General features: G+C 75.9%; 27 protein-coding genes. 17 read left to right on the forward strand and 10 right to left on the reverse strand.

Annotated features, from left to right (window positions below):
• Positions 1-50 precede the first annotated feature (50 nt).
• Positions 51-1,655 carry an AMP-binding protein gene (locus ACQP6G_RS09235; RefSeq protein ID WP_429763994.1) on the forward strand — a complete coding sequence of 535 codons (1,605 nt, stop codon included), beginning with the start codon at positions 51-53 and terminating at the stop codon, positions 1,653-1,655.
• Between the two features lie 43 nt (positions 1,656-1,698).
• Complete coding sequence (locus ACQP6G_RS09240) at positions 1,699-2,880, forward strand: D-alanine--D-alanine ligase family protein (protein ID WP_429763995.1); 1,182 nt, start codon at positions 1,699-1,701, stop codon at positions 2,878-2,880.
• A 19-nt stretch (positions 2,881-2,899) separates the two neighbouring features.
• On the opposite strand, the gene ACQP6G_RS09245 is transcribed toward ACQP6G_RS09240, so the two are convergent.
• Positions 2,900-3,313 (reverse strand): VOC family protein, encoded by a 414-nt coding sequence (locus ACQP6G_RS09245; protein ID WP_429763996.1) that lies wholly within the window; start codon positions 3,311-3,313, stop codon positions 2,900-2,902.
• 46 nt (positions 3,314-3,359) lie between these two features.
• Positions 3,360-3,860 (reverse strand): DUF3515 family protein, encoded by a 501-nt coding sequence (locus tag ACQP6G_RS09250; RefSeq protein ID WP_429763997.1) that lies wholly within the window; start codon positions 3,858-3,860, stop codon positions 3,360-3,362.
• Positions 3,861-3,913: 53 nt separating this feature from the next.
• On the opposite strand from ACQP6G_RS09250, the gene ACQP6G_RS09255 reads away from it, so the two are divergent.
• The gene (locus tag ACQP6G_RS09255; RefSeq protein WP_429763998.1) at positions 3,914-4,936 is read left to right on the forward strand and encodes a thiamine-phosphate kinase; all 1,023 of its coding nucleotides are present in this window, start codon (positions 3,914-3,916) and stop codon (positions 4,934-4,936) included.
• A 17-nt stretch (positions 4,937-4,953) separates the two neighbouring features.
• Here the strand turns inward: ACQP6G_RS09255 and ACQP6G_RS09260 are convergent, their stop codons facing one another.
• Positions 4,954-5,472: a GNAT family N-acetyltransferase gene (locus ACQP6G_RS09260; RefSeq protein ID WP_429763999.1), complete on the reverse strand. Its 519-nt coding sequence runs from the start codon at positions 5,470-5,472 to the stop codon at positions 4,954-4,956.
• A 199-nt stretch (positions 5,473-5,671) separates the two neighbouring features.
• The gene (rpmB, locus tag ACQP6G_RS09265; RefSeq protein WP_069984843.1) at positions 5,672-5,863 is read right to left on the reverse strand and encodes a 50S ribosomal protein L28; all 192 of its coding nucleotides are present in this window, start codon (positions 5,861-5,863) and stop codon (positions 5,672-5,674) included.
• A 107-nt stretch (positions 5,864-5,970) separates the two neighbouring features.
• Here rpmB and ACQP6G_RS09270 point away from each other — a divergent pair, with 107 nt between their 5' ends.
• The 3 genes from ACQP6G_RS09270 to rsmD are packed head-to-tail and all read left to right on the forward strand — an operon-like array spanning position 5,971 to position 10,651.
• Positions 5,971-7,746, forward strand: a complete 1,776-nt coding sequence (locus tag ACQP6G_RS09270; RefSeq protein WP_429764000.1) for a DAK2 domain-containing protein — start codon at positions 5,971-5,973, stop codon at positions 7,744-7,746.
• On the forward strand, positions 7,743-9,998 hold the full coding sequence (locus tag ACQP6G_RS09275) for an ATP-dependent DNA helicase RecG (protein ID WP_429764001.1): 2,256 nt from the start codon (positions 7,743-7,745) through the stop codon (positions 9,996-9,998). Before ACQP6G_RS09270 ends, ACQP6G_RS09275 begins: the two co-directional genes overlap by 4 nt.
• A 26-nt stretch (positions 9,999-10,024) precedes the next feature.
• Positions 10,025-10,651 (forward strand): 16S rRNA (guanine(966)-N(2))-methyltransferase RsmD, encoded by a 627-nt coding sequence (gene rsmD / locus ACQP6G_RS09280; RefSeq protein ID WP_429764002.1) that lies wholly within the window; start codon positions 10,025-10,027, stop codon positions 10,649-10,651.
• Here the strand turns inward: rsmD and ACQP6G_RS09285 are convergent.
• The gene (locus ACQP6G_RS09285; RefSeq protein WP_429764003.1) at positions 10,585-11,400 is read right to left on the reverse strand and encodes a GNAT family N-acetyltransferase; all 816 of its coding nucleotides are present in this window, start codon (positions 11,398-11,400) and stop codon (positions 10,585-10,587) included. The genes rsmD and ACQP6G_RS09285 overlap by 67 nt on opposite strands.
• A gap of 84 nt (positions 11,401-11,484) precedes the next feature.
• Here ACQP6G_RS09285 and coaD point away from each other — a divergent pair, with 84 nt between their 5' ends.
• The 6 genes from coaD to mutM all read left to right on the forward strand — a co-directional run bounded on the left by coaD (position 11,485) and on the right by mutM (position 15,211).
• Entirely contained in the window at positions 11,485-11,970 is a 486-nt protein-coding gene (gene coaD / locus ACQP6G_RS09290; protein ID WP_429764004.1) for a pantetheine-phosphate adenylyltransferase, read from the forward strand.
• Positions 11,971-12,016: 46 nt separating this feature from the next.
• Positions 12,017-12,586 carry a hypothetical protein gene (locus ACQP6G_RS09295; RefSeq protein WP_429764005.1) on the forward strand — a complete coding sequence of 190 codons (570 nt, stop codon included), beginning with the start codon at positions 12,017-12,019 and terminating at the stop codon, positions 12,584-12,586.
• Positions 12,587-12,768: 182 nt separating this feature from the next.
• Positions 12,769-13,320: a YceD family protein gene (locus ACQP6G_RS09300; RefSeq protein ID WP_429764006.1), complete on the forward strand. Its 552-nt coding sequence runs from the start codon at positions 12,769-12,771 to the stop codon at positions 13,318-13,320.
• A gap of 2 nt (positions 13,321-13,322) precedes the next feature.
• A complete protein-coding gene (gene rpmF / locus ACQP6G_RS09305) occupies positions 13,323-13,517 on the forward strand; it encodes a 50S ribosomal protein L32 (RefSeq protein ID WP_079574722.1) in 195 nt (64 codons plus the stop codon).
• A gap of 1 nt (position 13,518) precedes the next feature.
• On the forward strand, positions 13,519-14,274 hold the full coding sequence (gene rnc, locus ACQP6G_RS09310) for a ribonuclease III (RefSeq protein WP_429764007.1): 756 nt from the start codon (positions 13,519-13,521) through the stop codon (positions 14,272-14,274).
• Complete coding sequence (gene mutM, locus ACQP6G_RS09315) at positions 14,267-15,211, forward strand: bifunctional DNA-formamidopyrimidine glycosylase/DNA-(apurinic or apyrimidinic site) lyase (protein ID WP_429764008.1); 945 nt, start codon at positions 14,267-14,269, stop codon at positions 15,209-15,211. The genes rnc and mutM overlap by 8 nt, the downstream gene beginning before the upstream one ends.
• Positions 15,212-15,232: 21 nt before the next feature.
• Here the strand turns inward: mutM and ACQP6G_RS09320 are convergent, their stop codons facing one another.
• Complete coding sequence (locus ACQP6G_RS09320) at positions 15,233-15,793, reverse strand: TetR/AcrR family transcriptional regulator (protein ID WP_429764009.1); 561 nt, start codon at positions 15,791-15,793, stop codon at positions 15,233-15,235.
• A gap of 60 nt (positions 15,794-15,853) precedes the next feature.
• Between ACQP6G_RS09320 and ACQP6G_RS09325 the strand changes: the two genes are divergently transcribed.
• Positions 15,854-16,618: a DUF3995 domain-containing protein gene (locus ACQP6G_RS09325; protein WP_429764010.1), complete on the forward strand. Its 765-nt coding sequence runs from the start codon at positions 15,854-15,856 to the stop codon at positions 16,616-16,618.
• 22 nt (positions 16,619-16,640) lie between these two features.
• On the opposite strand, the gene ACQP6G_RS09330 is transcribed toward ACQP6G_RS09325, so the two are convergent.
• A complete protein-coding gene (locus ACQP6G_RS09330; protein WP_429764011.1) occupies positions 16,641-17,579 on the reverse strand; it encodes an NAD(P)-dependent oxidoreductase in 939 nt (312 codons plus the stop codon).
• Between the two features lie 126 nt (positions 17,580-17,705).
• Here ACQP6G_RS09330 and gadC point away from each other — a divergent pair, with 126 nt between their 5' ends.
• Genes gadC through ACQP6G_RS09350 form a run of 4 tightly spaced genes read left to right on the forward strand, consistent with a single transcriptional unit; the run spans position 17,706 to position 22,687 of the window.
• The gene (gene gadC / locus ACQP6G_RS09335) at positions 17,706-19,187 is read left to right on the forward strand and encodes a glutamate/gamma-aminobutyrate antiporter GadC (protein WP_429764012.1); all 1,482 of its coding nucleotides are present in this window, start codon (positions 17,706-17,708) and stop codon (positions 19,185-19,187) included.
• 1 nt (position 19,188) lies between these two features.
• Positions 19,189-19,704: a hypothetical protein gene (locus ACQP6G_RS09340; RefSeq protein ID WP_429764013.1), complete on the forward strand. Its 516-nt coding sequence runs from the start codon at positions 19,189-19,191 to the stop codon at positions 19,702-19,704.
• Positions 19,701-21,065, forward strand: a complete 1,365-nt coding sequence (locus tag ACQP6G_RS09345; protein ID WP_429764014.1) for a dipeptidase — start codon at positions 19,701-19,703, stop codon at positions 21,063-21,065. The genes ACQP6G_RS09340 and ACQP6G_RS09345 overlap by 4 nt, the downstream gene beginning before the upstream one ends.
• Positions 21,062-22,687 carry a phytoene desaturase family protein gene (locus ACQP6G_RS09350; RefSeq protein WP_429764015.1) on the forward strand — a complete coding sequence of 542 codons (1,626 nt, stop codon included), beginning with the start codon at positions 21,062-21,064 and terminating at the stop codon, positions 22,685-22,687. The genes ACQP6G_RS09345 and ACQP6G_RS09350 overlap by 4 nt, the downstream gene beginning before the upstream one ends.
• Here ACQP6G_RS09350 and ACQP6G_RS09355 read toward each other — a convergent pair.
• The 3 genes from ACQP6G_RS09355 to cydC form a co-directional block, all read right to left on the reverse strand.
• On the reverse strand, positions 22,684-23,499 hold the full coding sequence (locus ACQP6G_RS09355; protein ID WP_429764016.1) for an ABC transporter permease: 816 nt from the start codon (positions 23,497-23,499) through the stop codon (positions 22,684-22,686). The genes ACQP6G_RS09350 and ACQP6G_RS09355 overlap by 4 nt on opposite strands.
• Complete coding sequence (locus ACQP6G_RS09360) at positions 23,496-24,419, reverse strand: ABC transporter ATP-binding protein (protein ID WP_429764017.1); 924 nt, start codon at positions 24,417-24,419, stop codon at positions 23,496-23,498. Before ACQP6G_RS09360 ends, ACQP6G_RS09355 begins: the two co-directional genes overlap by 4 nt.
• Before the next feature lie 66 nt (positions 24,420-24,485).
• The gene (cydC, locus tag ACQP6G_RS09365) at positions 24,486-26,207 is read right to left on the reverse strand and encodes a thiol reductant ABC exporter subunit CydC (RefSeq protein ID WP_429764290.1); all 1,722 of its coding nucleotides are present in this window, start codon (positions 26,205-26,207) and stop codon (positions 24,486-24,488) included.

Raw genomic sequence — 26,207 nt, forward strand, 5'->3', positions numbered from 1 at the left:
CGCTCCCGTGCACACGGTCGACGAGGACCGTGCCGCACGAAGGGACCGCCATGTCCGAGACCAGCACCGACCGCTCCGTCATCCGCAGCCCGCACGCCGACGTCGAGATCCCCGACGTCACCCTCCACGAGTTCCTCTTCGCCTCGTTGGACGACGCTGACCGGGGTCGTGTCGCCCTGGTCGACGGTCCGAGCGGTGCCACGACCACGTACGGCGAGCTGCGCGACCGCGTGGACGCCGTCGCCGGGGCGTTCGCCGCCCGCGGCCTGGGCGTCGGGGACGTGGTGGCCCTGCACAGCCCCAACGTGCCCGCGTTCGTCGCCGTGTTCCACGGCCTGCTGCGGGCCGGGATCACCGTGACGACGATCAACGCGCTCGCGTCCGGGCGCGAGGTCGCCAAGCAGCTGGGGTCGTCGGGGGCGAAGGCGCTCGTGACGGTCTCCGCGCTGCTGCCGGCGGCCGAGGCGGGTGCCGACGCCGTCGGGATGGCGACCGCCGACGTGGTCGTGCTCGACGGCGCGGACGGCCACCCGTCGCTCGGCGAGCTCCTCGCGGGCGGCCACGCCGCGCCCGACGTCGCGTTCGACCCCCGCACGCACCTCGCCGTCCTGCCGTACTCGTCCGGCACGACCGGGCTGCCGAAGGGCGTGATGCTCACCCACCGCAACCTCGTGGCGAACGTGGTGCAGACGGAGGCGTACCTGCCCCTCACGCGCGACGACGTCATCCCCGCGGTGCTCCCGTTCTTCCACATCTACGGCATGACGGTGCTGATGAACGGCGCGATCTACCAGCGGTCGACGCTCGTCACGCAGCCGCGGTTCGACCTCGCCGAGTACCTGCGCGTCGTCGAGCAGCACCGGGCCACCGTGCTGTTCGTCGCGCCGCCCATCGCGCTGGCGCTCGCCAAGCACCCCGCGGCCGCCGGTCGTGACCTGTCGAGCGTGCGGATGCTCATGTCGGGGGCGGCGCCGTTCGACGAGCACCTGGCCGAGGCCGTGGCCCGACGCCTGCCGGGCGCCCGGGTGCTGCAGGGGTACGGGATGTCGGAGATGTCGCCGGTCTCGCACGTCGTGCCCGTCGACCGGACCGACATCTCCCCGGGCACCGTCGGCCTGCTGGTGCCGAACATGCTCGCCCGGGTCGTCGACCCGGCCACGGGGGAGGCGATCGCGCAGCCGGCCGAGGGCGTGAGCGCGCCCGGTGAGCTGCTGTGCGCCGGTCCGAACGTCATGGTCGGGTACCTCGCGGACGAGCAGGCCACCCGCGACACCCTCGAGCCGGACGGCTTCCTGCACACCGGCGACATCGTGACGGTCGACTCCGACGGCGCGTTCACCGTCGTCGACCGGCTCAAGGAGCTCATCAAGCACAAGGGCTACCAGGTGGCGCCGGCGGAGCTGGAGGCGCTGCTGCTCACGCACCCCGAGATCGCGGACGCGGCCGTGATCGGCGTGCCCGACCCGGAGTCGGGGGAGGTGCCGAAGGCCTTCGTCGTGCGGGCCGAGGGCAGCGCGTTGACTGCCGCGGACGTGCAGGACTTCGTTGCGGCACAGGTCGCGCCGTACAAGAAGGTGCGGGTCGTGGAGTTCGTCGACGCGGTCCCGAAGTCCGCCGCGGGGAAGATCCTGCGCAAGGAGCTCCGCGCCCGCTGAGGCGGTCGGGACGGCGGGCCCGGGTCCGGTAGGTTGGGCGGCGATGTCCGACGCCACCGCCGCTCCCACGACGAGCCCCGTCCCTGCCGTCCCGACCGCGGGTGACGGCACCCCGCGCAAGACCCGCGTCGCCGTGCTGTTCGGCGGGCGCTCGGGCGAGCACGCCATCTCCGCGTCCACCGCGGCCGGCGTGCTGCGCGCGATCGACCGCGACCGCTACGACGTCGTGCCCGTGGGCATCACGCGCGCGGGCCGCTGGGTGATCGCCGCCGACGACCCGGAGCGCTGGCAGATCACCGACGGCCGCCTCCCGGAGGTGACGGCCGACTCCGGCGCCGAGGTCGTGCTGTCGCTCACCCAGGGAGAGCGCATCCTGCGCGTGCTGGAGCCGGGTCAGGTGCCCGCGCTGCTCGGCGAGGTCGACGTCGTCTTCCCGCTGCTGCACGGCCCGTTCGGCGAGGACGGCACGGTGCAGGGCCTGCTGGAGCTGTCGGACGTGCACTACGTCGGCGCGGGCGTGCTGGCCTCGGCGGTCGGCATGGACAAGCACTTCATGAAGCTCGTGCTCGCCGGCCAGGGCCTCACGGTCGGCCCGTACGTCGTGATCCGGCCGAGGGACTGGGAGCGGGACCGCGCCGCGTGCGTCGCCGCCGTCGAGCCGCTGGGGCTGCCGCTGTTCGTCAAGCCCGCCCGCGCGGGGTCGTCGCTCGGCATCACGCGCGTGGACGACCTGGCCGACCTGCCCGCCGCCGTCGAGGCCGCGCGCGAGCACGACCCCAAGGTGGTCGTCGAGGCAGGGATCGAGGGTCGCGAGATCGAGTGCGCGGTGCTCGGCGGGCACGACGGCGCCCGGGCGCGCGCGTCGCTGCCGGGCGAGATCGTCGTCGACCACGACAGCCACGCGTTCTACGACTTCGAGGCGAAGTACCTCGACGAGGCGCACGTCGACCTGCGCTGCCCGGCCGCGCTGCCGCAGCCCGTCATCGACGAGATCCGCGAGGTCGCGGTGCGCACCTTCGAGGCCGTGGAGGCCGAGGGGCTGTCCCGGGTCGACGTCTTCGTCACCCCCGACGAGCGCGTGATCGTCAACGAGATCAACACCATGCCGGGGTTCACGCCGTTCTCGATGTACCCGCGCATGTGGGAGGCCTCGGGCGTGAGCTATCCCGAGCTCGTCGACGAGCTCATCCAGCTCGCCCTGGAGCGGCCGACCGGCCTGCGCTGACCGCGCCACGCCCGGAGGGTCAGGGCACCACCAGCTCGCCGAGCGGGCCCGGCGCGTGCGCGACCTCCCACAGGAACCCGTCGGGGTCGGTGAAGTAGCCGGAGTAGCCGCCCCACTCGCGCCGTACGCCGTCGCGGACGGTCGGAGCCCCGGCCCGGCGCGCCTGCTCGAGGACGGCGTCCACGCCGGCAGGGGCCCCGACGTTGTGCGCGAGGGTCAGCGGCGCGGTGCCGCCGCGCACGACCGGCCCGATCTCCTCGGTGGCGTGCTCCTCGTCCCACATCGACAGCACGACGTGCTGGCCGACCTGGATCATCAGCACCTCGCCGGGGGCCTCGAGGAGCGGTTCCCAGCCCAGGCCGTCCACGTAGAACCGCCGGGTGGCGGCGAGGTCGGCGACGACGAGGGTCACGAGGCTCAGGCGTTGGTCCATCCGGACACCGTGCCACGGGCGGCCGACGCGCGCCTCGGCAGTCGCATCAGGTGCACTGCGCGGTCGGCGGCACGTTGCTCACGGCCTGGGCGAGGTCGCCGATGAACGACGTCGAGTGGCTCTCGGTGACCGACGGCGGCACGACGACCTCGACGGCGGGCTCGCGGCCGTAGGTGGTGAACCGCCACGTGCCGTCCTTCCCGGCCTCGACGATCCAGTCGACGGCGCCCGCGGGCGACTCGACCCGCTGGCAGTCGGGCGACGGCCCGGGCGGGGTGACGCCGCAGCGCAGGGTCACGGCGGCCCCGGGCTCGCCCCAGGCGGCGGTGGCCTGGGCGTTGGTCTTCGCCTTGTCGAGGTCGCCCGCGAGCACGTCGGGCAGCGCGAGCATGACGGGCGCGCAGTCCGGGTTCGCGGCGTCCTCGGCGGGCGTCGCGCCGATCGTGGTGGCGCAGGCCGCCAGCGGGAGGACGAGGACGCCCAGCGCGGCGGCGCGGGCGGCACGGGACGGCATCAGGGCACGAGCACGACGGAGCACACGGGGCACGGCGACCACGCTACCGGGCGGGACGTGCCCGACGACCGCCTACAGTCGTCCCCGTGACCGACGCCACCCGCCCCCTCGTGCGCGACCTGTCCGAGGAGGACCTGCTCGCGCGGATCTTCCCGCTGCTGCCCCTGGCGTCGGCGACCCTGCTCGGCCCGGGGGACGACGCGGCGGTGGTGGCGGCCCCGGACGCGCGGTTCGTCGTCACGACGGACGTGCTCGTCGAGGACCGGCACTTCCGCCGGCGCTGGTCGGGCGGGTACGACGTCGGGGCGCGGGCCGCGACGGCCAACCTCGCGGACGTCGCGGCGATGGGCGCGCGCCCGACCTCCGTGGTCGTGTCGCTCGTGGTCCCGGGGGACCTGCCGGTCGACTGGGTGACCGGGCTGGCCCGCGGCCTCGCTGACGTGTCCGCGCCGGTCGGCGCGGGCGTCGTGGGCGGGGACCTGTCGGGAGGCGAGACCGTGGTCGTGGCGGTCACCGCGCACGGCGACCTGGAGGGCCGTGCCCCCGTGACGCGCGCCGGCGCGCGGCCGGGCGACGTCCTGGCCTACGCGGGGCACCGTGGGCTCTCGGCGGCGGGCCTCGCGCTGCTCGACGCCGGCGCGGCGACCCCGGCGGACGCGACGACCGTCGACGACGCGGCGGGGGTCGGGGCCTGCGTGGCCGGCTACCTGCGCCCGCAGGCGCCGCTCGCCGCCGGCCCGGCGGCGGCCCGGGGCGGGGCCACCGCGATGCTCGACGTCTCCGACGGACCGCTGCGCGACGCGGGCCGGCTGGCTCGCGCGAGCGGTGTCGGCGTGGACGTCGAGGCGGGCGCGCTGGCGGGCGACGTCGAGCGGCTGCTGCCCGCCGCCCGGGCGCTGGGGCTCGGGCCGGAGGCCGCCCGGGACGCCGCGCTGGGGTGGGCTCTCACCGGGGGAGAGGACCATGGCCTGCTCGCCGCGTTCCCGCCCGGCGTCGCGCTGCCGGCGGGGTTCCGGCGGGTGGGGAGCGTGCGACCGGGGCCCGCCATCGTCACCGTCGACGGCACGGAGCCTGCCGCGCGCGGCGGCTGGGACCACTTCGGCGGCTGAGCCGCGGGCGACGACGCTCAGCCGCGGCGGTAGCGCACCTCGGTGACGGGGGTGTCGCCGATGTCGTCCATGCGCTCGACGCCGTCCGCCTGGAAGCCGTGGCGGCGGTAGAAGTGCCGGGCGCGCTCGTTCTGCGCGAGCACCCACAGCGACATCGGCGTGCCGTCGGGGACGTCGGACAGGACGGTGCGCATGAGGTCGCGGGCCACACCGCGGCCCCAGGACTCGGGGTCGAGGTAGATCGCGTAGAGCTCGAGGTCGCCGTCCTCGGCGTCCTCGTCGCGCGACGGTCCGTAGCTCGCGAAGCCCAGCAGGCGCCCGTCGCCCTCGGCGACGAGGGTCGTGCGGGTGCCCTCGTCGAGGATCTGCTGCCACTGGGCGGCGCGCTCGGCCGCGTCGAGGGAGTCGAGGTACTCGGCCGGCAGCACGCTGGCGTAGGCGCCCTTCCACGAGGTGAGGTGCACCTGGGCGATCCGCCCGGCGTCGGTCACGGCGGCGGGCCGGATCTCCACGTCGCTGTCGGTCTGCACGATCATCTGCTCAGAGTGCCACGCCGCCGCCGCTTCGGCCAAGGCCGTTTGGTGAATCCTTCACGAATTCTTTGCCGGTGTCCACGGGCGACGAGCGCGCCGGGACGCGGGGGGTGTGCGAGGGGACGACGAGACGCCCGTCGGGAAGATCCCGACGGGCGTCTCGTGGAAGCGTCGATGCACCGGGCGTGCCCGGTGCGCAGGCTCAGGCCTGGCGCGTGACCTTGCCCGCCTTGAGGCAGGAGGTGCAGACGTTCACACGCTTGGGGGTGCCCGCGACCACGGCACGGACGCGCTGGATGTTCGGGTTCCAGCGGCGCTTCGTGCGGATGTGGGAGTGCGAGATGCTGTGCCCGAAGCCCGGGCCCTTGCCGCAGACGTCGCAGTTGGCAGCCACGGTCTCTCCTGAATCGTCGTGACACGACCCGCGCCAGGGCAGCAGGACGTGAAGCTTGGTGGTTGGGGGAGCCCGGAACAAGCCGGGCAACCACACGAGGATAGCCGATGTCGGGAGTGCCCCTCAACGTGGGGTCCCTCACCGCTACCGTGGGGGGCGTGCAGCAGCCCGAGCTCCTCGACGCCGCCGTCGTCCGTGCCTGGGTGAGCACCGCCGCCCGCGCCCTGGCGGAGGCCCGCGCCGAGATCGACCGCGTGAACGTCTTCCCGGTGGCCGACGGCGACACCGGCACCAACATGTACCTCACGATCCGCGACGCCGCGGCGGCCGTCCGCGTGGCGCCGGCCGACGCGGGTGGTGCGCGGCTCCTGCGGCTGGCCGCCCGGGCCGCGCTGCTCGGGGCCCGGGGGAACTCCGGGGTGATCCTCAGCGAGTGGCTCCGCGGCCTCACGGTCGCGGCCACGCGGGGCGACAGCCTCGCGATCGCGCTCGACACCGCGGCCCGGACCGCGCGCCGCGCCGTCGCGCACCCGGCACCGGGCACGATCCTCACGGCGGCGGAGTCCGCCGCGGCGGCGGCCCGGCACGCCGAGGCGGGAGGGATGGTCGGTCCCCCCGGGGCGGCCGCACGACTGTCCACGACCGACGCGGCGTGCCGCGGCGCGCGGGAGGCGGCGCTGCGCAGCGTGGGGGCGCTGGAGCCCCTGCGTGCGGCGGGCGTGCTCGACGCCGGCGCCTGCGGGCTGGTGCTCGTGCTGCTGTCGCTGGCGGCGGCGCAGCGGGCGGCCGCCGAGGGAGTGTCGGGGGCGTCCGGCAGCATCGGCCCCGTGCTGCTGGACATCGACCTGCGCGGCCATGTCGGTCATGCCGCTCCCGCGCCCGCCGCGGGGGGCGACGACGCGTCGTCGCCCGACCAGGGCGCGGCGTCCGGTGGCGTCCGTGACGCCGGCCGGCACGAGCACGGCGGCGTCGCGACGGACGACGTCGAGCTCATGTTCGTGCTGGAACGGTCGGCGTCCGCTGCCGACTTCAGCCCCGGCGCGGTGGCCGACGCGCTGCGCGCCGACCTGGACGACGTCGGGAGCTCGGTCGTCGTCGTGGGCGGCGGCGCCGAGGACGGCGCGGGCGCGGGTGACGCCGACCGCTCGCTCTGGCAGGCCCACGTGCACACCGCGGACCTCGACGCCGCGCTCGGCGTGGCACGGCGCTGGGCGTCGCGGGGCGCCGTGTCGCGGGTGTCGGTGCGCCACCTCGCGGTCCCGCCCGACCGGTGGGCGGTGGTGGTCACGACGGCCGCGCCGGCGCTGGCCGCGGAGCTCGCGCGCGGCGGCGCCGTCGTGGTCCTGGACCTCGACGTCCCCCCGACCGCGGCGGACCTCGTCGCCGCGGCCGTCGGGGCGGGTGCCCCGCGGGTGCTGGTCCTCGCGCCCGAGGCGCTGCAGCCCGACCCCGCGGGTCCCGGGGCGGAGGCCGCGGACGAACCCGAGGCGGCGCCCGAGATCGTGCGGGTCGTCGCGCCCGGGGACGTGCACCTCGTGGCGGGGATGTCCGCGCTGGCGGCGACGCTCGACGACCCCCGGGAGGAGGACGCGGGCGTCCCCGACGCCGTCGGCGCGGTGGTCGCCGGGCTGCGCGTCGGCGGCGGCCCGGCCGTCACTGTCGGCGCGGTCGTCAAGCGGCTCGTGGCGGGTTCCCCGACCGCGATCGTCACCCTGCTGCCGGACGACGACGTCCCCGACGCCACGGTCGAGGTGCTCGCGTCGAGGGCCGCGGCCGTGTCCGACGGCGCGGACGTCGTCGTCATGCGCACCGGCCGCCCCGGGGACCACGTGGCGATCGGCGTCGAGCCGCTCCACGCCGACGCGGCGGAGGGCCGCGCATGACCGGGCGCGAGGGCGAGGCGCTGACCAAGGTGCTGGGGGCCCGCAGCGCGGGCCCGCTCGCCAAGCTGGGGCTCGTCACCGTCGGGGACCTGCTGCGGCACTACCCGCGCCGGTACGGCGACCCCGGCACGCTCACGGACATGGACAGGCTGGCGCTCGGCGAGCACGTCACCGTGATGGCGCGGGTCGCGCGGGCGACCGTCCGGACCATGCGCTCGCGCGCGGGCGCGATGCTGTCGGCGGTCGTCACGGACGGCCGGCACGAGCTGGCGCTGACGTTCTTCGCCAAGCGTGCCGGCGCGTTGCGGCCGCACGAGGACAAGCTGCGACCGGGGCGCGTGGGGCTGTTCACGGGGGTGGTGAGCGAGTACCGCGGCACCCGCCAGCTCACCCACCCGGACTACGTCCTCGTGGGCGTCGACGCGGACGACGCCGAGGAGGCGATGTTCGAGGCGAGCCGCCCCATCCCCATCTACCCCGCGTCGTCGTCCGTGCCCTCCTGGCGCATCCAGCGGGCCGTGCGCACGGTCCTCGACCCGCTCACCGAGGCGGACGTCGAGGACCCGGTGCCCGACGAGGTCCGCGCCCTCCACGGGCTGCCGGGCCGGCTCGACGCCCTGCGCGCGATCCACCACCCCGTCGACCAGCGCGCGTGGCAGCAGGCGCGCCACCGCTTCCGCTTCGAGGAGGCCTTCGTGCTGCAGGCGGCGCTCGCGCAGCGCCGGGCGCACGCCGCCGAGCAGGAGGCCACCGCCCGCCCCCTCCGCGGCCCGGGGGAGCCGAGCCTGCTCGCCGACTTCGACGCGGGCCTGCCCTTCACGCTGACGGAGGGGCAGGCCTCGGTGGGCGAGGACCTGGCGCACGAGCTCGCGCAGGCACGCCCCATGCAGCGGCTGCTGCAGGGCGAGGTGGGGTCCGGCAAGACGGTCGTGGCGCTGCGGGCGATGCTGCAGGTGGTCGACGCCGGCGGGCAGGCCGCGCTGCTGGCGCCCACGGAGGTGCTCGCGGCGCAGCACGCCCGCACGCTGCGGTCGCTGCTCGGGCCGCTGGCCGAGGGCGGACTGCTGGGCGGGGCCGCGCACGGTACCCGGGTGGCGCTGCTCACCGGCTCGCTCGGCGCGGCCGCGCGCAAGGAGGCGCTGCTGCAGGCGGCCGGCGGCGAGGCGGGGATCGTCGTGGGCACGCACGCCCTGCTGGGCGACCAGGTGCAGTTCGCGGACCTGGGCCTCGTCGTCGTCGACGAGCAGCACCGGTTCGGCGTCGAGCAGCGGGACGCGCTGCGCGCGAAGGGACGGGTGGCTCCGCACGTGCTCGTCATGACGGCCACGCCCATCCCCCGGACGGTCGCGATGACGGTGTTCGGCGACCTCGAGACGTCGTCGCTCACGCAGGTGCCGGCCGGCCGGGCCGGCATCACGTCGCACGTGGTCCCCGCCGGCAACCCGCGGTGGATGGAGCGCACCTGGTCGCGCGTGCGCGAGGAGGTCGACAAGGGTCACCGCGCCTACGTCGTGTGCCCGCGGATCCACCCTGACGACGACCTGCCCGCCGGGGGCGGGGCCGCGGCGAAGGACTTCGACGACGTCCCGGACCTGCTCGAGCTCGTGGACGGCGACGGCGCGGGGGACGAGCGCCCGCCCCTGCGCGCCGTGCTCGAGGTGGCGGACATGCTGCGCGAGACGCCGGCGCTCGCGGGGCTCGACGTCGGCGTGCTGCACGGTCAGATGGCGCCCGCGGACAAGGAGTCCGCGATGGCGCGGTTCGCGGCCGGCGAGCTGCAGGTGCTGGTCTCCACCACCGTGATCGAGGTGGGCGTGGACGTACCCGAGGCCACGGTGATGGTCGTCTTCGACGCCGACCGGTTCGGGCTGTCCCAGCTGCACCAGCTGCGCGGCCGCGTCGGGCGCGGCGCGGCACCCGGGCTGTGCCTCCTGGTCTCGACGGCGCAGCCCGGCACGCCCGCCGCGACCCGGGTCGAGGCGCTCGCAGAGACGACCGACGGCTTCCGGCTCGCGACCCTGGACCTCGAGCTGCGCTCCGAGGGCGACGTGCTCGGGGCCTCCCAGTCCGGCCGGTCCAGCTCGCTGCGGCTGCTGCGCGTCGTGCAGGACGCCGACCTCATCGCCGACGCGCGGCGCGAGGCCACCGCCGTCGTCGACGCGGACCTCGAGCTCGGCTCCCACCCGGAGCTGCGCGCGGCGATCGCCGCCCAGCTGGACGACGAGCAGGAGGAGTTCCTCGAGAGGGCGTGACCCGTCGACTGGTTAGGCTCGGCGCCATGACGAGGATCGTGGCCGGCCGGTTCGGCGGGCGCTCGCTGCAGGTGCCGCCGAAGGGCACGCGACCCACCAGCGACCGGGTCCGCGAGGCGATCTTCTCCCGGCTGGACCACCTCGACGTGCTGGACGGCGCGCGGGTGCTCGACCTGTACGCGGGCTCCGGAGCGCTCGGCCTCGAGGCCGCGAGCCGCGGCGCCGCCGCGGTCGTGCTGGTGGACGCGAACCGGCGGGCGGCGGACGTCGCCCGCCGCAACGTGGCGACCCTGGGCCTGCAGCGCGAGGTGCGCGTCGTCGCCGACTCCGCGGAGCGGTTCGCGGCGGGTGCCTCACCGTCCGCCGGGACGGCCGGGGCGTCCGGGTACGACGTCGTCTTCCTCGACCCGCCCTACGACCTGGCCGAGGACGCGCTCGCGACGGTCCTGGCACATCTGGCCGCGCCCGGGGTGCTGGCCGCGGGCGCCGTCGTCGTGGTGGAGCGGTCCACCCGCAGCCCCGAGCCGGTCTGGCCCGCGGGCATGGAGGCGTTCGCCCGCAAGGACTACGGCGAGACGGCGGTGCACTACGCCGAGCCTGCCGACCCCGCCGGGGCCGCCGCGCCGGACGCCCCGGGGGCCGGCGGGGCGTAGCGCTCCGCCCCCTCGAGGACGGCGACGGGTACGGCGGCCAGCGCCTCGGCGTGGGCCGGGTCGACGAGCGCCACGGACTCCCCGGCCGCCGCGTCGAGCAGCCGCCGGACCGCGGGGTCGCCGGGCACGGTGCCCTCGCACTCCCGGAGGTGCTCGAGGAGGAAGCCGCGCACGGCGGCGGCCGGCACCGAGCCCGCGCCCGGCTCCGTCCCGAGCGCCACCAGCAGCATCGCGGGGACCCGCGGCGACCCCGGGCCCCCGATGCCCGGCTGGAAGTAGGGCAGGGCGAGCGCACGCGCCCCGTGCCGCGCGTAGAAGCGCAGGCGGGCCGCCGGGTCGCCATGGGTCGGGTGGACGGGGTGGTGGCCGGGGTGCTCGACCTCCGCCAGCACGATCACCGGGTGCAGCTCCTCGCGCCACCCGGCGAGCGACCGGTCCAGCAGTCGACCGCCGACCCCGCCGCCACGGTGCCCGGGCGCCAGCGCGAGGTAGTCCACGAGCAGCACCTGCGTGGCCCGCGACCACGAGGCCACGATCCCGGCGACCACCCGCCCGTCCCGCTCCACGCCGTAGGCCGTGAGCTCGCCGGAGGCGAGGCCGGCCCGCAGGTCGTCGGGCGACGTGAGCTCGTCGGGCGGGAAGGACGGCGCCAGGACGTCCCGCCACAGCGAGTCGACCTGGGCGGCACCGGTCAGGGGCACCACGGTCGGCTCCGCGGGCGACGGGTGGGGCGTGGCGTCGTCGGTCATGCCCCCAGGGTGTCCCCGTCGCGGGGTGACGGCACCCCGACCGGGCTCCCGGGGATCGCGACACCGCTGTACTAGCGTGACGGCGTGAGCATCGCCGTCTGCCCCGGGTCGTTCGACCCGATCACGCTCGGCCACCTCGACATCGTGCGGCGCACGCGCCGGATGTTCGACGTCGTGGTGGTCGGGGTGGCCCGCAACGCCGCCAAGAACGCGCTGCTCGGCCCCGAGGAGCGGGTGGAGCTGGCCCGGGCGGCGCTCGCGGCCGACCCGGAGACCGCCGACGTGCGGGTCGAGGTGGTGCCCGGGCTGCTGGTGGACTTCTGCCGGGAGCGCGGGGCGGTCGCGGTGGTCAAGGGCCTGCGCGGCGGCGCGGACTTCGACTCCGAGCTGCCGATGGCCCTCATGAACCGACACCTGACCGGGATCGAGACCGTCTTCGTGCCGGGGGAGCAGCGGTACGCGCACGTCGCGTCGTCGCTGGTCAAGGACGTGGCCCGGTACGGGGGACCGATCGACGACCTGGTGCCGGACGGCGTCGCGGACGCGGTGCGAGCCGCCCTCCGCAGATGACGCAGGGCCGATGAGCTGGACCGAGCAGCAGGGCAAGGAGCAGGGGATGAGCGAGACGACCGAGACCACGACCGGGACCGGCCAGGGGGACAACCCGGCCGGCGGGCTGCTGGACATCCTGGAGGACCTGGCCGCGCTGGTCGAGAACGCGCGCTCCGTGCCGCTGTCGACCAACGTGAAGGTGGACCGCGACCAGGCGCTCGCGCTCGTGGACGAGCTGCGCGACGCGCTGCCCACGCAGGTGGCCCGCGCCGACGAGGTGCTCGCGGCCGCCCGCGACACCCTGGACGACGCGCACCGCCAGGCGGAGGAGATCGTGGCCGCCGCCCGCGCCCGCGCGATCGAGCTGGTGCAGTCCGAGCAGGTCGTCGTGCAGGCGCAGTCGCGGGCTGCGGAGGTGGTCGCGGAGGCGGAGACGCGCGCGGCGGCGCTGCGCACCGACGCCGACTCGTACTGCGACGGGCGCCTGGCGGACTTCCAGCAGGACCTCGAGGCCCTGACGAACCAGGTGCGGGCCGGTCGGGAGAAGCTGGCCGAGCGCCTCGAGCAGGGGGCGCCACGGGTGCGGTGGGACGCCGTCGCCGACCCGCGCTGGCCGCAGGAGCGGCGCTCCTGACCTGCGCCGTCGGTCGTCGCCAGGCGTGAGAGGCGCGTCACTCCCGGGCGTGCTGCGCCGCGGCGCCAGGATGGCCTAGACTAGGTCGCTGGCCCGAGTCCGGGCCCCACCCCCTTCCCGCCCGTCGGGTCCACCCCTGTTCATCGGAGCCTGCCATCGCCACCGCGAAGCCCTCGCCGCTCGTGCTCGACACGCACGAGCTGTCTCGGCGACCCGGTTCGATGGAGGAGGTCGCGCGCGTCGTGCCCGCCCCCGCGGACATGGGGACCGCCGTCATCGGCGTGCCCGAGGGCGACGACCTCACCCTGGGCCTCCGCCTGGAGTCGGTCATGGAGGGGGTGCTGGTGTCCGGCGTCGTGCGCGGCACGGCGGTGGGGGAGTGCGTGCGCTGCCTCGACCCGGTCTCCCAGCAGGTGACGGTGCGCGTGCAGGAGCTCTTCGCCTACCCCGAGAGGGCGCAGGCGGCGGAGGAGTCCGGGGACGAGGACGCCGAGGACGAGCCGGTCCTGGTCGACGACCAGGCCGACATCGAGCCGGCGGTTCGGGATTCCCTCGTGACTGCACTACCATTTCAACCGCTGTGCCGTCCGGACTGCCCCGGCCTGTGCTCCGTCTGCGGGGCGCGGCTGGCGGACGACCCGGACCACCATCACGACCTCGTCGACCCCCGGTGGTCGGCGCTGCAGACCATGCTCGAGGATTCGAGCGTGTCCGACGAGACGAAAGAGAGCTAGCCGTGGCTGTTCCGAAGCGCAAGATGTCGCGCAGCAACACCCGTGCGCGCCGTTCGCAGTGGAAGACCACCGCGGCGGTTCTCACGACGTGCCCGAGCTGCAAGGGGCAGAAGCTGTCCCACGCCGCGTGCCCCACCTGCGGTGCCTACAAGGGCCGCCAGTACGCCGAGGCGCTGCGCACCGAGCACGCGGGCTGACATGCCTGCATCCGGCAACCGGCCCCGGCCGGAGCCGACCGCTCTTCTCGAGAAGCTCGGGGTCCACCTGGATCCCGAGCTTCTCGTGCTTGCCCTGACGCACCGGTCGTTCGCGCACGAGGCCGGGGGCATCCCGACCAACGAGCGGCTCGAGTTCCTGGGCGACACCGTGCTGGGGCTGGTCGTGACCGAGGCGCTCTACCGGCGTCACCCCGACCAGTCCGAGGGCGAGCTGGCGAAGATGCGCGCGGCGACGGTGTCGCAGCGCGCGCTCGCGGCGATCGCCCGCCGCCTCGACCTCGGCGGCTACGTGCTGCTCGGCAAGGGCGAGCTCCGCACCCGCGGTTTCGACAAGGACTCGATCCTGTCCGACACCGTGGAGGCGCTGATCGGCGCCACCTACCTGTCGCACGGCCTGGAGCCGGCGCGCGAGCTGGTGCACCGCCTCGTGGACACGACGCTGGACGCCGCCGCCGGGCTCGGCGCGGGGCTCGACTGGAAGACGTCGCTGCAGGAGGCGGCCGCCGTGCGCGGCTTCGGCGCCCCCGTGTACGAGGTCACCGGCGAGGGCCCCGAGCACGCGCGCGTCTTCCACGCCCAGGTGACCGCCGGCCCGGTGCTGGGCCTCGGTACCGGTTCCGCGAAGAAGCACGCCGAGCAGGCCGCCGCCGAGGAGGCGTACCGCGCCCTGCAGCAGGTCCCCGTGCCGGGCGTCGAGCCGGCGTCGGGCGTGACGGGCGACGCCGCCGGTGCCTGAGCTCCCCGAGGTCGAGACCGTCCGCGACGGCCTCGACCGGTTCGTCGTGGGCGCCGTCGTGCGCGACGTCGAGGTGTTCCGCGACTACTCCGTGCGGCGGCACGACGGCGGCCCCGCGGGGTTCGCCGACCAGCTGCGCGGCCGGCGCCTGGCCGCCGCGGTGCGGCGCGGCAAGTTCCTCTGGCTGCCCCTCGAGAGCGACGCGCCGGGGACCGCCGACGCCGCCCCCGCGGCCGCGTTGCTCGCGCACCTCGGTATGTCCGGGCAGCTGCTCGTGCGCGACCCCGCCGTCGCGGGCGACTGGGCGCACCCGCACCTGCGTGCCCGCCTCCACCTGACCGGTGCCCCGAGCGGCGCGGAGTACCTCGACTTCGTCGACCAGCGCACGTTCGGTCACCTGTCCGTCGTGGACCTGGAGCCGACGTCCGACGGCGCCCCCGGCGGCCTCGGCAGCGACCTGCCGGCCGTGCCGGAGCCGGTGGCGCACATCGGCCGGGACCCTCTCGACCCCGCGTTCGACGCCGACGCGGTGGTCGCCGCGATCCGGCGGCGGCGCACGGGGATCAAGCGGGCGCTGCTCGATCAGACGCTGCTGTCCGGCGTGGGCAACATCTACGCCGACGAGGCCCTGTGGCGCGCCCGCCTGCACTTCGCTCGCGCGACCGACCGGCTGCGGCCGGTGGAGGTGCGCCGCGCGCTCGACGCCGCCGCCGAGGTCATGGCCGAGTCCCTGGCGCAGGGCGGGACGAGCTTCGACGCGCTCTACGTGAACGTCAACGGCGAGTCCGGCTACTTTGCGCGCGGCCTCGCCGCCTACGGCCGCGAGGGCGAGCCCTGCCCGCGCTGCGGGGCTCCGATCCGGCGGGACGCGTTCATGAACCGCTCGTCGTACACCTGCCCGGTCTGCCAGCCGCGGCCGCGCAACGGCCGCTGGTGACGCGCTCCTGACGCCGCCGGTTCACCGGCCCAGGGCCCAGGCGGCCAGGTCGTCGACCGCACGCCGGTCGAGCGCGCCGGCCCCCACGTTGCGCATGGCGTACTCGCCGAGCAGGGCGCGGTAGAGGATCGCGGCGCGCGCCGGGGCGTCCGGGGCGCCGGCTCCGGTGAGGAGGCGTTCCAGGTAGGCGGTCCGTGCCCCGTCGACGGCGTGCACCGCGTCGCGGGCGCGGGTGTCGTGGGCGGCCCAGGCGCGGACGGCGCCGTCGAACCGGCCGTCGAGGACCGCGCCGGGCCCGCCGCCCGCGTGCTCGAAGGCCAGGCGCAGGAGCCCGAGCAGCCGGTCGGCCGGGTCGTCGGAGGCCTCCTCCACCCGGGTGATCACGCCGGCGGTGCCGACGCTGCGCCAGTGCTCGAGCAGGGCGTCGAGCAGGGCGGCCCGGTCGGCGAAGTGCCAGTAGAAGCTGCCCTTGGAGACGCCGAGCTCGCGCGCGAGGGGCTCGACGCGGACGGCGTCGACGCCGTCCGCTGCGAGCCTCCCGGCGGCGGCGCGGACCCAGTCGGCGGCGGAGAGCGAACCCATCCGTTGACCATACGCCACCGTACGGTTATCGTGACCGTACGCCACCGTATGGAGGATCCGATGTCGATCGCCGCCGCCGTCCTGCTCGCCGTCGTCGCCACGCTGCACGCCGTGCTCGGGGAGCACGTGATCGTCCGCCCGCTCCTCGCCTCGCCCGGCTGGCGCACCCGGCTCGCGCATCCCTGGGACGGCCGGCTGATCCGCGCCGTCTGGCACGCGCTGTCGCTCGCCTGGTACGCGCTCGCCGCGATGCTGCTCGGCTGGTCCGTGCCGGTCACCGTCGGCGTGCTGTGCCTGGCCACCGGAACCCTGATCTTCGCCTTCGTGCCCGGGCACCTCGCCTGGCCGATCTTCGCCGCGGCGGGACTGCTCGCCCTCGGGGCCGGCGGGGCGATCCCCGAGGCAGCGTTGTGGGCGGGAGCCGGGGCCGCCGTCCTCGCCGCGCTCGTCGCCGCCGGCTTCCACGCCGCCTGGGCGTCGGGCGCGACGGCCGGGGCGGGCCGGGTGCTGCCGCAGCGCCGCGGCACCCGCGAACCCGTGGTCCGGCCGGGGCCGGTCGCGACGCTGGCCGTCGTCGTGGCGCTCGTCTCCTACGCGGCGGTGATCCTCGCCCTCGCCGTCGGTGCCGACGGGGGCTGGTGGCGTGGGCTCGGCGTCGCGGCCCTGGTCGTCCTGCTGGCCCGCGTCGTGGGGGACGGGCGCTACGTGGGTGTCTCGAAGCGGGTGCGGGGCACCCGGTTCGCCCGGGCCGACGACCGGTGGTGGACGCCGGCCGTCGGGCTGCTGGCCGCCGGCGCCGCGGCGGGGCTGGCGCTGGGCGCCTGATCCCCGGCGGATCGGTGGGGCGTCAGCGCGCGACGACGTTGCGCAGCCCGGCGGCGCCGTCGGCCTGCCAGGCCCGTACCTGCTCGGCGACGAAGCCGGCCGCGCCCTGCGGCCGCCCGCCCGCGACGTGCGGCGTGAGGATGAGGTGCGGGGCGTCCCACAGCGGCGAGTCCTCGGGCAGCGGCTCGGTCTCGGTGACGTCGAGCGCGGCGCCGGCGATCGTGCCGTCGCGGAGGGCTGCGACCAGCGCTTCCTCGTCGACGGTGGCCCCGCGGCCGGCGTTGACGAACCGCGCGTGCGCGGGCAGCAGGCCGAGCACGCGGGCGCCCGCCGCGTGGTGCGTCGCCTCGGTCGCGGGGAGCAGCGAGACGAGCACGTCGGTCGTGGGCGCGACCTCGTCGATCGACGCCACCACGGGGAAGCCGTACCGCTCGCCCGCCGACGACGCGACCCCGGTCACGCGCGCGCCGAGCGCCGCCAGCAGCGGGGCGAGGACGGCGGCGATGGAGCCGAAGCCCCAGATCGTGACCCGGGCGCCGTGCAGCGTGAACTGCGACTCGTGGTTCGCCTGCTCCTTGCCGAGGTCTCGGTCCCAGCGGCGCTCGTGCTGGGCCTCGAGCGTGCGGTCGAGGCGCCGCACGGAGGCGAGGACGAGCGCGAGGGTGTGCTCGGCGACGGTCGCGTCGTGCAGGGAACGCCCCGAGGAGATGACGACGTCGGGCGCGAAACCGGCGGCGAGCGCCTGGTCGGGGCCGGCGTTGAGGGTCTGCACCCAGCGCAGGTGCGGCATCCGGCGCGCGGCGTCCTCCATGACCCGCTGCGGGCTGGACCAGGTGACCAGGGCGTCGGCGTCGGTGTGCTCCTCCGGCACCGGGTCGCGCATCACGTAGCGCGCCACCTCCACGCCGGGGACGTCGATCGTCAGGTCGAAGGGCACGTTGCCGGGCACGAGGAGCTTCACGCCTCGCGACGTTAGCAGCCCGCCGGCGGGTGGTTCGGTGCCGTTCGCCGTGCGCCCCGTGACCTGCGCTCATATCGTGCGAGAGGCCGGCGTCCGCCGGATGGGCAGAGTGTCGAGGAGGTCGGCATGACGACGTCGGGGACGGGGACGGCGCCGCCGAACCGCGAGCAGGTGCGGCAGGCGATGACGGCGCGCACGCCGCGCAACTACGTCACGTGGATCACGCTCGCGTTCATGATCACGTCGTCCGTGGCGAGCCTCCGGGCCGCGCCGACGATGGCGGTCTACGGGCTCGCGGCCGTGTTCCTGTACGTGGTGCCGGCGCTGGTCTTCCTGCTGCCGACGTCGCTCGTCTCGGCGGAGCTGGCGTCCGGCTGGTCGGGGGGCGTGTACCGGTGGGTGGCGGAGGGCCTGTCCAAGCCGCTCGGCTTCCTGGCCGTGTGGTGCCAGTTCGCGATGACGATCTTCTACTACCCGAGCCTGCTGGGGTACGTGGCCAGCACGTTCGCCTACGTCATCAACCCGGCCCTGGCGTCCAACGGCGTGTACGTGGCCATCGTCATCGTCGTCATCTACTGGGCCGGCGTGTGGGTGTCGTCGCAGGGCACGAAGACGGTGGCGGGCCTGTCCAGCGCCGGGCTGATCATCGGCACGCTGATCCCGGCGGCGATCCTCGTCGTCCTGGGCATCGTGTTCCTCGGGCAGGGCAACCAGTCGGCGGCCCCGATGGACGCGTCCCACCTGCTGCCGCAGTGGACGGGCATCGCCTCCCTCGTGCTCATCGTCAACAACTTCCTGTCGTACGCCGGCATGGAGATGAACTCCGTGCACGTGAACACGCTGCGCAACCCGGGCAAGGAGTTCCCGCGCGCGATGTTCCTGGCGATCGGGCTGGTGCTGGTGATCTTCATCCTCCCGGCGGTCGCGATCAGCTGGGTGATCCCGGCCGACCAGCTCTCCCTCACCGCGGGCGTCATGCAGGCGTTCGACGCGTTCTTCGCCAACTTCGGGGTGTCGTGGCTGACGCCGATCCTCGGCCTCATGCTCATCGCGGCGTCGATCGGCGGCATGCTCACCTGGCTCGCCGGGCCGTCGAAGGGCCTGCTGACGGTGGCGCGCGAGGAGGGCTACATGCCGCCCTTCCTGCAGCGGCTCAACAAGAACGGCGTGCAGCAGAACATCCTCGTCGCCCAGGGCGTGTTCACCACGGTCATCGCGCTGCTGTACGCGTTCATCCCCGACGTCTCCAGCGCGTACTGGATCCTGTCGGTCATCACCACGCAGGTGTACCTGATCATGTACCTGCTGCTGTTCGTCGCCGCGATGCGGCTGCGCCGCACGGCGCCCGACCACCCGCGCGGCTATCGCGCCCCCGCGCTCGGGGTCCTGTGCGTGGTGGGGTTCCTCGCCTCGGTGGCCGCGATGATCATCGGGTTCGTGCCGCCCGCGCAGTTCTCCAGCGGTTCCGTGTGGACCTACATCCTCATCGTCGGCGGCGGGCTCGGCATCATCGGCCTGCTCATCCCGTGGCTCTTCCTCCGGCTGCGGAAGCCGTCGTGGCGGCAGCCCGCGCCAGAGGTGGCCGCGACCAACGAGCCGGAGGCGTGAGATGACCACCACGACGCCGTCGCACGAGGCCGGGCGCGGGACCGGCGGTCAGCGACGCTGGATCACCTACACGGCGGCCGCGGTCCTGCTGCTCCTGCTCGGCGCGATCATGATGATCCAGTTCGCCGGCCACCAGGACCGGCAGGACGAGCGCGAGGCGGAGCAGAAGGCCGCGACCCTGCACGCCGCGTTCGCCGACATCGGCATCACGGCCTTCTCGGAGGAGACCATCGCCCGGGTGCTCGGGTCCGACGGCGGCGGGTTCTGCACCGATCCCGCCGCGCTCGTGGACGCCACGGCGAACCTGGGCTCGGCGAACGGCGCCGCCGGCCCGGGCCTGCGGCCCTCCGTGCTCGACGAGCGCCGCCTCGAGGGCGACCGCCTCGTGATCGAGACCTACTGCCCCGACCAGCTCGACGAGTTCGACGCCTACGTCGACTCGCTGAACCTGGACGACACCACCACCCAGCCCACCAGCGATCCCAGCACCGATGCCAGCACCGAGGAGACCTCATGACCGCCACCGACGTCGAGGCCGTGCGCGCCGCCGTCGCGCCTCTGCTGCCGCGGGCGCTCGACGACCTGCGCACCCTGGTCGCCATCCCGTCCGTCGCGGACGAGCGGCTCTTCCCGCGCGAGGAGTGCGAGCGCGCGGCCCGGTGGGTGGTCGAAGCGTTCCGCGCCGAGGGCATCGACGACGCGCGTCGCGAGCGCACCCCCGACGGCTCGGACGTCGTCGTCGGGTACCGGCCCGGCCCGCCCGGCGCCCCGACCGTGCTGCTGTACGCCCACTACGACGTGCAGCCGCCGCTCGACGACGCCGCCTGGACCACGCCGCCGTTCGAGCTCACGGAGCGTGACGGCCGGCTCTACGGCCGCGGCGCGGCGGACTGCAAGGGCAACATCGTCACGCACCTCACGGCGCTGCGGGCGCTGCGGTCGCTGGTGGGCGACGACCTGCCGGTGGGCGTGCGCATCGTGATCGAGGGCTCGGAGGAGCAGGGCACCGGCGGCCTCGACGGCTGGGTGGAGGCGAACCCGGGCGCTCTGGCCGCCGACGCGATGCTCATCCAGGACACCGGCAACGCGACGCTCGGCCTGCCCACGCTCACCGTGTCGCTGCGCGGCGCGACGAGCGTCGTCGTGCGCGTGGAGGCGCTCGAGGGCGAGATCCACTCGGGCATGTTCGGCGGCGCCGCGCCCGACGCCCTCGCGGCGCTGGTCGCGCTCCTGGCCTCGCTGCGCGACGCCGAGGGGAACACGACGATCGACGGCGTGGAGGCCTCGGGAGCGTGGCCGGGCGTCGGGTACGACGCCGACCAGTTCCGTGCCGACGCGGGCGCGCTGCCGGGCACGCGGCTGCTCGGCGACGGCGCCGTGGCCGACATGCTGTGGGCCCGCCCGGTCGTGACGATCCTCGGCATCGACGCGCCGTCCGTCGTCGGGTCGGCCGCGGCGATCCAGCCGCGCGCCGCGGCCCGCCTCAACCTGCGCGTGCCGCCCGGCGCGGACGCCCGCGACCTGCAGGACAAGCTCGTCGCGCACCTCGAGGCGCACGCGCCGTGGGGCGTGCGCGTCACCGTGGAGAGGGACACGCCGGGCCAGCCGTTCGCCGCCCGCACCGAGGGGCACGTCTTCGAGACCCTCTCCACGGCGCTCGCGGACGCCTACGGCCGCGCCACCGTGACCGCCGGGCAGGGCGGGTCCATCCCGTTGTGCAACATCCTCGCGGGCCAGTACCCCGACGCGGCGATCGTGCTGCTCGGCGTCGAGGAGCCGGCCTGCCTCATCCACGCGCCGAACGAGAGCGTCCACCCGAGCGAGATCGAGAACCTGGCGGTGGGGGAGGCGCTGTTCCTGGCCCGCCTCGGCGCATGACGGCGGAGCACCGCCCGGCGGCCGCCCGCTACGACGCCGTCGTGGTGGGCGGCGGGCACAACGGGCTCACGGCGGCCGCGTACCTGGCGCGGGCGGGGCGCAGCGTGCTGGTGCTCGAACGCCTCGACCACGTGGGCGGCGCGGCGGTGTCGGCGCGGGTGTTCCCGGGCGTGGACGCGCGGCTGTCGCGCTACTCCTACCTCGTGTCGCTCCTGCCGCGCCGGATCGTCGAGGAGCTGGCTCTGCCGGTGACCCTCCGGCGCCGCCGGTACTCGTCGTACACGCCCGTGGGGGACGCCGGCCTGCTCGTCGACACCGGGGACGACGCCGCCACGCGGGGCTCGTTCGCGGCCGTCGGCGCGGCGGACGACCACGCGGCGTGGCAGCGCTGGTACGCCGCCACCGGCCGCCTGGCGAGCCGGCTCTTCCCGACGCTCACCGAGCCGCTGCCGTCGCGGGCCGAGGCCCGCGCCCTCGTGGACGACGCCGCGACCTGGCGCGACCTCGTCGAGCGGCCGCTGGGGGAGGCGTTGCGCGAGCGGTTCGCCTCCGACGTCGTGCGGGGCGTCGTCGCCACCGACGGGCTGATCGGCACGTTCGCCGACCTCGACGAGGGCTCGCTGGCGCAGAACCGCTGCTACGTCTACCACGTGATCGGCGGCGGCACCGGGGACTGGGACGTGCCGGTGGGCGGCATGGGCGCCGTGTCCGGGGCGCTGCGGGACGCGGCCGTCGCCGCCGGCGCCACCGTCATGACGCGGGCCGTGGTGTCCGCCGTCGACCCCGGCAGCGGCGGCGAGGCGCGGGTCGCGTGGACCGACGAGGACGGTCGTGACCACGAGGTCGCGGCGGGCACGGTGCTGTGCGGCGCGGCGCCCGCCACCCTCGATCGCCTGCTGGCCGCGGCCGGCGCGGCGCCGTCGGGCCGCGCCACGTCCGCGCCGCCCGAGGGCGCCCAGCTCAAGGTGAACCTCCTGCTGCGCCGCCTGCCCCGGCTCCGCGACGGCGTCGACCCGGCCGCCGCGTTCGGGGGCACCTTCCACGTCAACGAGTCGGCCGCGCAGCTCCGGACCGCGCACGCGCAGGCGGCGTCGGGGCAGATCCCCGACCTGCCGCCGTGCGAGACCTACTGCCACTCCCTGACGGACCCGTCGATCCTCGGGCCGGACCTGCGCGCGTCGGGCGCCCACACGCTCACCCTGTTCGGCCTGCACATGCCCGCGCGGCTGTTCCGCGGCGACGCCGCGACCCACGACGCCACCCGGGAGCGGGCGCTCGCGGCCACGCTCGCGTCGCTGGACGCGGTCCTTGCCGAGCCGATCGAGGACGTGCTGCTGCGCGACGCCGAGGGGCGTCCCTGCCTCGAGGCCCGCAGCCCCGTGGACCTGGAGGGGGACGTCGGCCTGCCGGGCGGTCACATCTTCCACCGCGACCTGTCGTGGCCGTGGGCGCCGGACGACGACGAGGCCGGCCTCGACCGCCCGGGCTCCTGGGGCGTGGAGACCGCGCACCCGCGCGTACTGCTGGCCGGCGCGGGCGCGCGGCGCGGCGGGGGAGTGAGCGGCATTCCCGGCCGCGCCGCGGCGATGGCGGTGCTCGGCGCCCCCGGTCAGGGCGGCTAGCGGATCTCGACCCGCAGCAGCCGCCGCATGCCGACGGCGAGCGGCAGCCCGATCCACACGAGCCCCGCCGTCCCGAGCTGGGCCCACTGCTCGTCGGTGACCGCCGGCGCGCCGAGCACGCTCATCGCCAGGCTCAGGTCGAGCCAGGAGCCGTGCTCGGCCCACCACGGGGCGAGGCCGGCGATCATGCCGGACAGGGACGGCAGGATCAGGACGAACCCGAGGTAGGCCACCAGGGCCGGCGCGGACGCCCGGATCAGCACGGCGAACCCGAAGCCCACGGCGAGGGCCACGACGTCGAGCAGCGCTGCCCGCGACGCCTGCTCGAGCGTCAGGTCCCAGGCGGGGTCGATACCGCGGAACGCGGAGGCGGCGAAGGTGCCCAGGGCCGCGGCGGCGAGCTGCACGACGCCGGCGGCCACCGCCACCGCGACGGTCGCGACCCCCTTCGCGAGGACGACCCGGCCGCGGCGGGGCACCAGCGCGAAGGTCGTCAGGGCGCTGCGCTGGTTCCACTCGCTGGTGACGGCCAGGACGGCCACCATCGGCAGCACGAGCTGCATCGGGAACCCGATCATGGACGTGAACGAGGCGAAGCCGACCTCGTCGTCGCGCCCCCACACCGCCACGGCACCGACCACGGCACCGGCGATGAGCGCGATGGAGACCAGCAGCCACGCGCCGGCGCGGGTGTCGAGCATCTTGCGCACCTCGACGTCGACAAGGCGGGTCATCGGCACGGGCGCGGGCCTGCGGTTCCCGGCCAGGGTCGGGGCGGGGCGCTCGGAGGCGGTGGTGTCGACGGCGGTCATGCGGCGGCTCCGTTCGTGGTGACGGTCGATGCGGGGTCGCGCTGGTCGGCGGCAGTGAGCTCGAGGAACATCTCCTCCAGGCCGGCGCCGTCGGCGGTCCGCAGCTCCGTCACGGCGAGGCCGGCGCCGAAGGCGACGCGCCCCGCGGCCGCCAGGTCGGCGTCGGTCGCGACCGCCCCGTCGGCGGTGGGTGTGACCTGGAACCCCGCCGCCGAGAGTGCTGCGCCGAGCGCCGCGGCGTCGTCGGACCGCACGAGGGTGCCGACCCCCGCGAGCAGGTCGCGGGTAGGCCCGGAGGCGACGATGCGGCCCCGGCCGATCATGACGATGTCGTCGGCGATCATCTCGATCTCGGCGAGCAGGTGGCTGGAGAGCAGCACCGTGCCGCCGTCGTCGGCGAAGCCGCGCAGGAGGTCGCGCATCCAGCGGATCCCGGCCGGGTCGAGCCCGTTCGCGGGCTCGTCGAGCACGAGCACCCGCGGGTCGCCCAGGAGGGCGGTGGCGATCCCGAGGCGCTGGCGCATCCCGAGCGAGTAGTCGCGGACCCGGCGCCGGCTCTCGGTGCCGGTGAGGCCCACGAGGTCGAGCATGGCGTCCACCCGGGCTGCGGGCAGACCCATCGTGCGCCGGGCGAGGTCGAGGGTCTCGCGGCCCGTCCGGCCGCCGTGCTGCGCCGACGCGTCCAGCAGCACCCCGACCTCGAGCCCCGGGTTCGGTAGGTCGCCGTACCGGCGGCCGAGCACGCGCGCGCTGCCCGACGTCGGCTCGGCGAGGCCGACCAGGATGCGCAGCGTCGTGGACTTGCCGGCGCCGTTGGGCCCCAGGAAGCCCGTCACCCGCCCGGGGGCGGCCGTGAACGACGCGTCGTCGACGGCCGCGAAGCCGCCGTACCGCTTGGTGAGGGACTCGATGGTGATCACCATCGGACGCTAGCCGCGCTCCGCGGCCCGGGGCGTCATCCCTGGGGTGGACGGCGACGGGCGGGGTCAGCCGACGGGAGGACCCGCGAGCGCCCCCTCCTGGCTCACGGCCCAGGCATAGCCCGCGTCCTCGCACAGCAGCGTGTCGTGCGGGCCGCGCGTGACCACCCGCGCCGGGGCGCCCCCCGGGCTGCCCGCGCTGCCCGTGGCGTCGCCGTCGGCGGTGCCGAGCAGCAGCACCTCGTCCGCGACGGCGAGCGGCGTGAGGCGGTGCGACGCCACGACGACCGCGCGCCCGGTGTCGCGGGCGCGCGCCGCGAGGGTGGCGACGAGGGCGTCGGCGGTGGCGTCGTCGAGGTGCTCCGCGGGCTCGTCGACGAGGAGCACGCGGGCGGGCGCCAGCAGGGCCCGGGCGATCAGGAGCCGCCGGCGCTCGCCGCCGGAGACGTCGGCGCCGTCCGGGCCGAGCATGGCGTCCAGGCCGTCGGGCAGCCCGGCGAGCCAGGCGTCCAGGCCGACGGCCGCGAGCGCGTCGCGCGCGTCGTCCGCGGTGACGTCGGGCCGTGCGACGCGGAGGTTCTCCAGCACGGTGGTGCCGAACAGGTGCCCGTCCTCGGCGACGAACAGCGCGCCGCCGTCGCCCGCCCGGACGGCGCCGCAGCGCGACGGCAGCAACCCGGCTGCCGTGAGCAGCAGCGTCGTCTTGCCCACGCCGGACGGTCCCGCCAGCGCGACGACGCCGCCCGGCCGCAGCGCGAGGTCGACGCCCGCGACCACGGTGCGGTCCGCCCAGCCGGCGTCGACGGCGTCGAGCTCCAGCAGCGTGTCAGACGTGCGGCGTACCCCGGTGGGCTGGGTGTCCGTCAGGTCGGGCAGGAGGGCCACCAGCCGGCGCGCGGCCTCCCGCGACCGGCGCAGCTGGACGGCGGCGGCGGGCAGCGTCGACGTCGCCTCGAAGACGGCGAGCGGCGTGAGCACGACGACCGCCAGCTCGACGGGCGTCAGCGTGCCCGCCGCGACGGCGGGGAGCCCGAGCAGCAGCGAGCACAGCACGGCGAGGGTCTGCGCCCCGGCATCGATCGCGGCCGACGTGCCGGAGATGCGCGCGCCGTCGTCGGTGGAGCGGGTGAGCCGCGCGTCCGCGGCGCGCAGGCCGGCGAGCCGGTCGTCGAGCCGGCCGGCGACGCGCAACTGCTGACCGTCCTCCAGCAGCTCGAGCGCGCGCCCTGTCACCTCGGCCCGGGCGGCGGCGCCCCGGCGCTCGACCGACGCCGCCGCGCGGGACGCCAGCCACGGCGCCAGCACGCCCGTGAGCAGCAGGCACCCGAGCAGGGTGGCGCCCGCGGCGGGCAGGAACGCCCCCACCAGGACCACGGAGCCGAGCCCCACGCACGCGGCCACCCCGGCCGGGATCAGCGCCCGCACGACGACGTCGCCCACCGCGTCCACGTCGGCGCCCACGCGGGCGAGGAGGTCGCCGCGGCGCAGCGCGATCACGCGCGTCACCGGCCCGCGGGCCAGCGCGTCGTAGAGGTTGGCGCGCAGGGCGGCCATGCCGCGCAGCGCGACGTCGTGGGAGGCGAGCCGCTCGAGGTAGCGCAGCACGCCGCGGCCGGTGCCGAAGGCGCGCACGGCCACGACGGCCACCGAGAGCTGCAGCACGGGCGGCATCTGCGACGCGCGGGCGATGAGCCATGCCGCGGCGGCGGCCAGGCCCACGGAGAACCCGAGCGCCAGGGTGCCGAGCGCGACGGCGCGCGCCACGCGGGCCCAGCGCACCTCCAGCAT

The organism is Isoptericola nanjingensis (assembly GCF_050311635.1).
Lineage (GTDB): Bacteria > Actinomycetota > Actinomycetes > Actinomycetales > Cellulomonadaceae > Isoptericola > Isoptericola nanjingensis.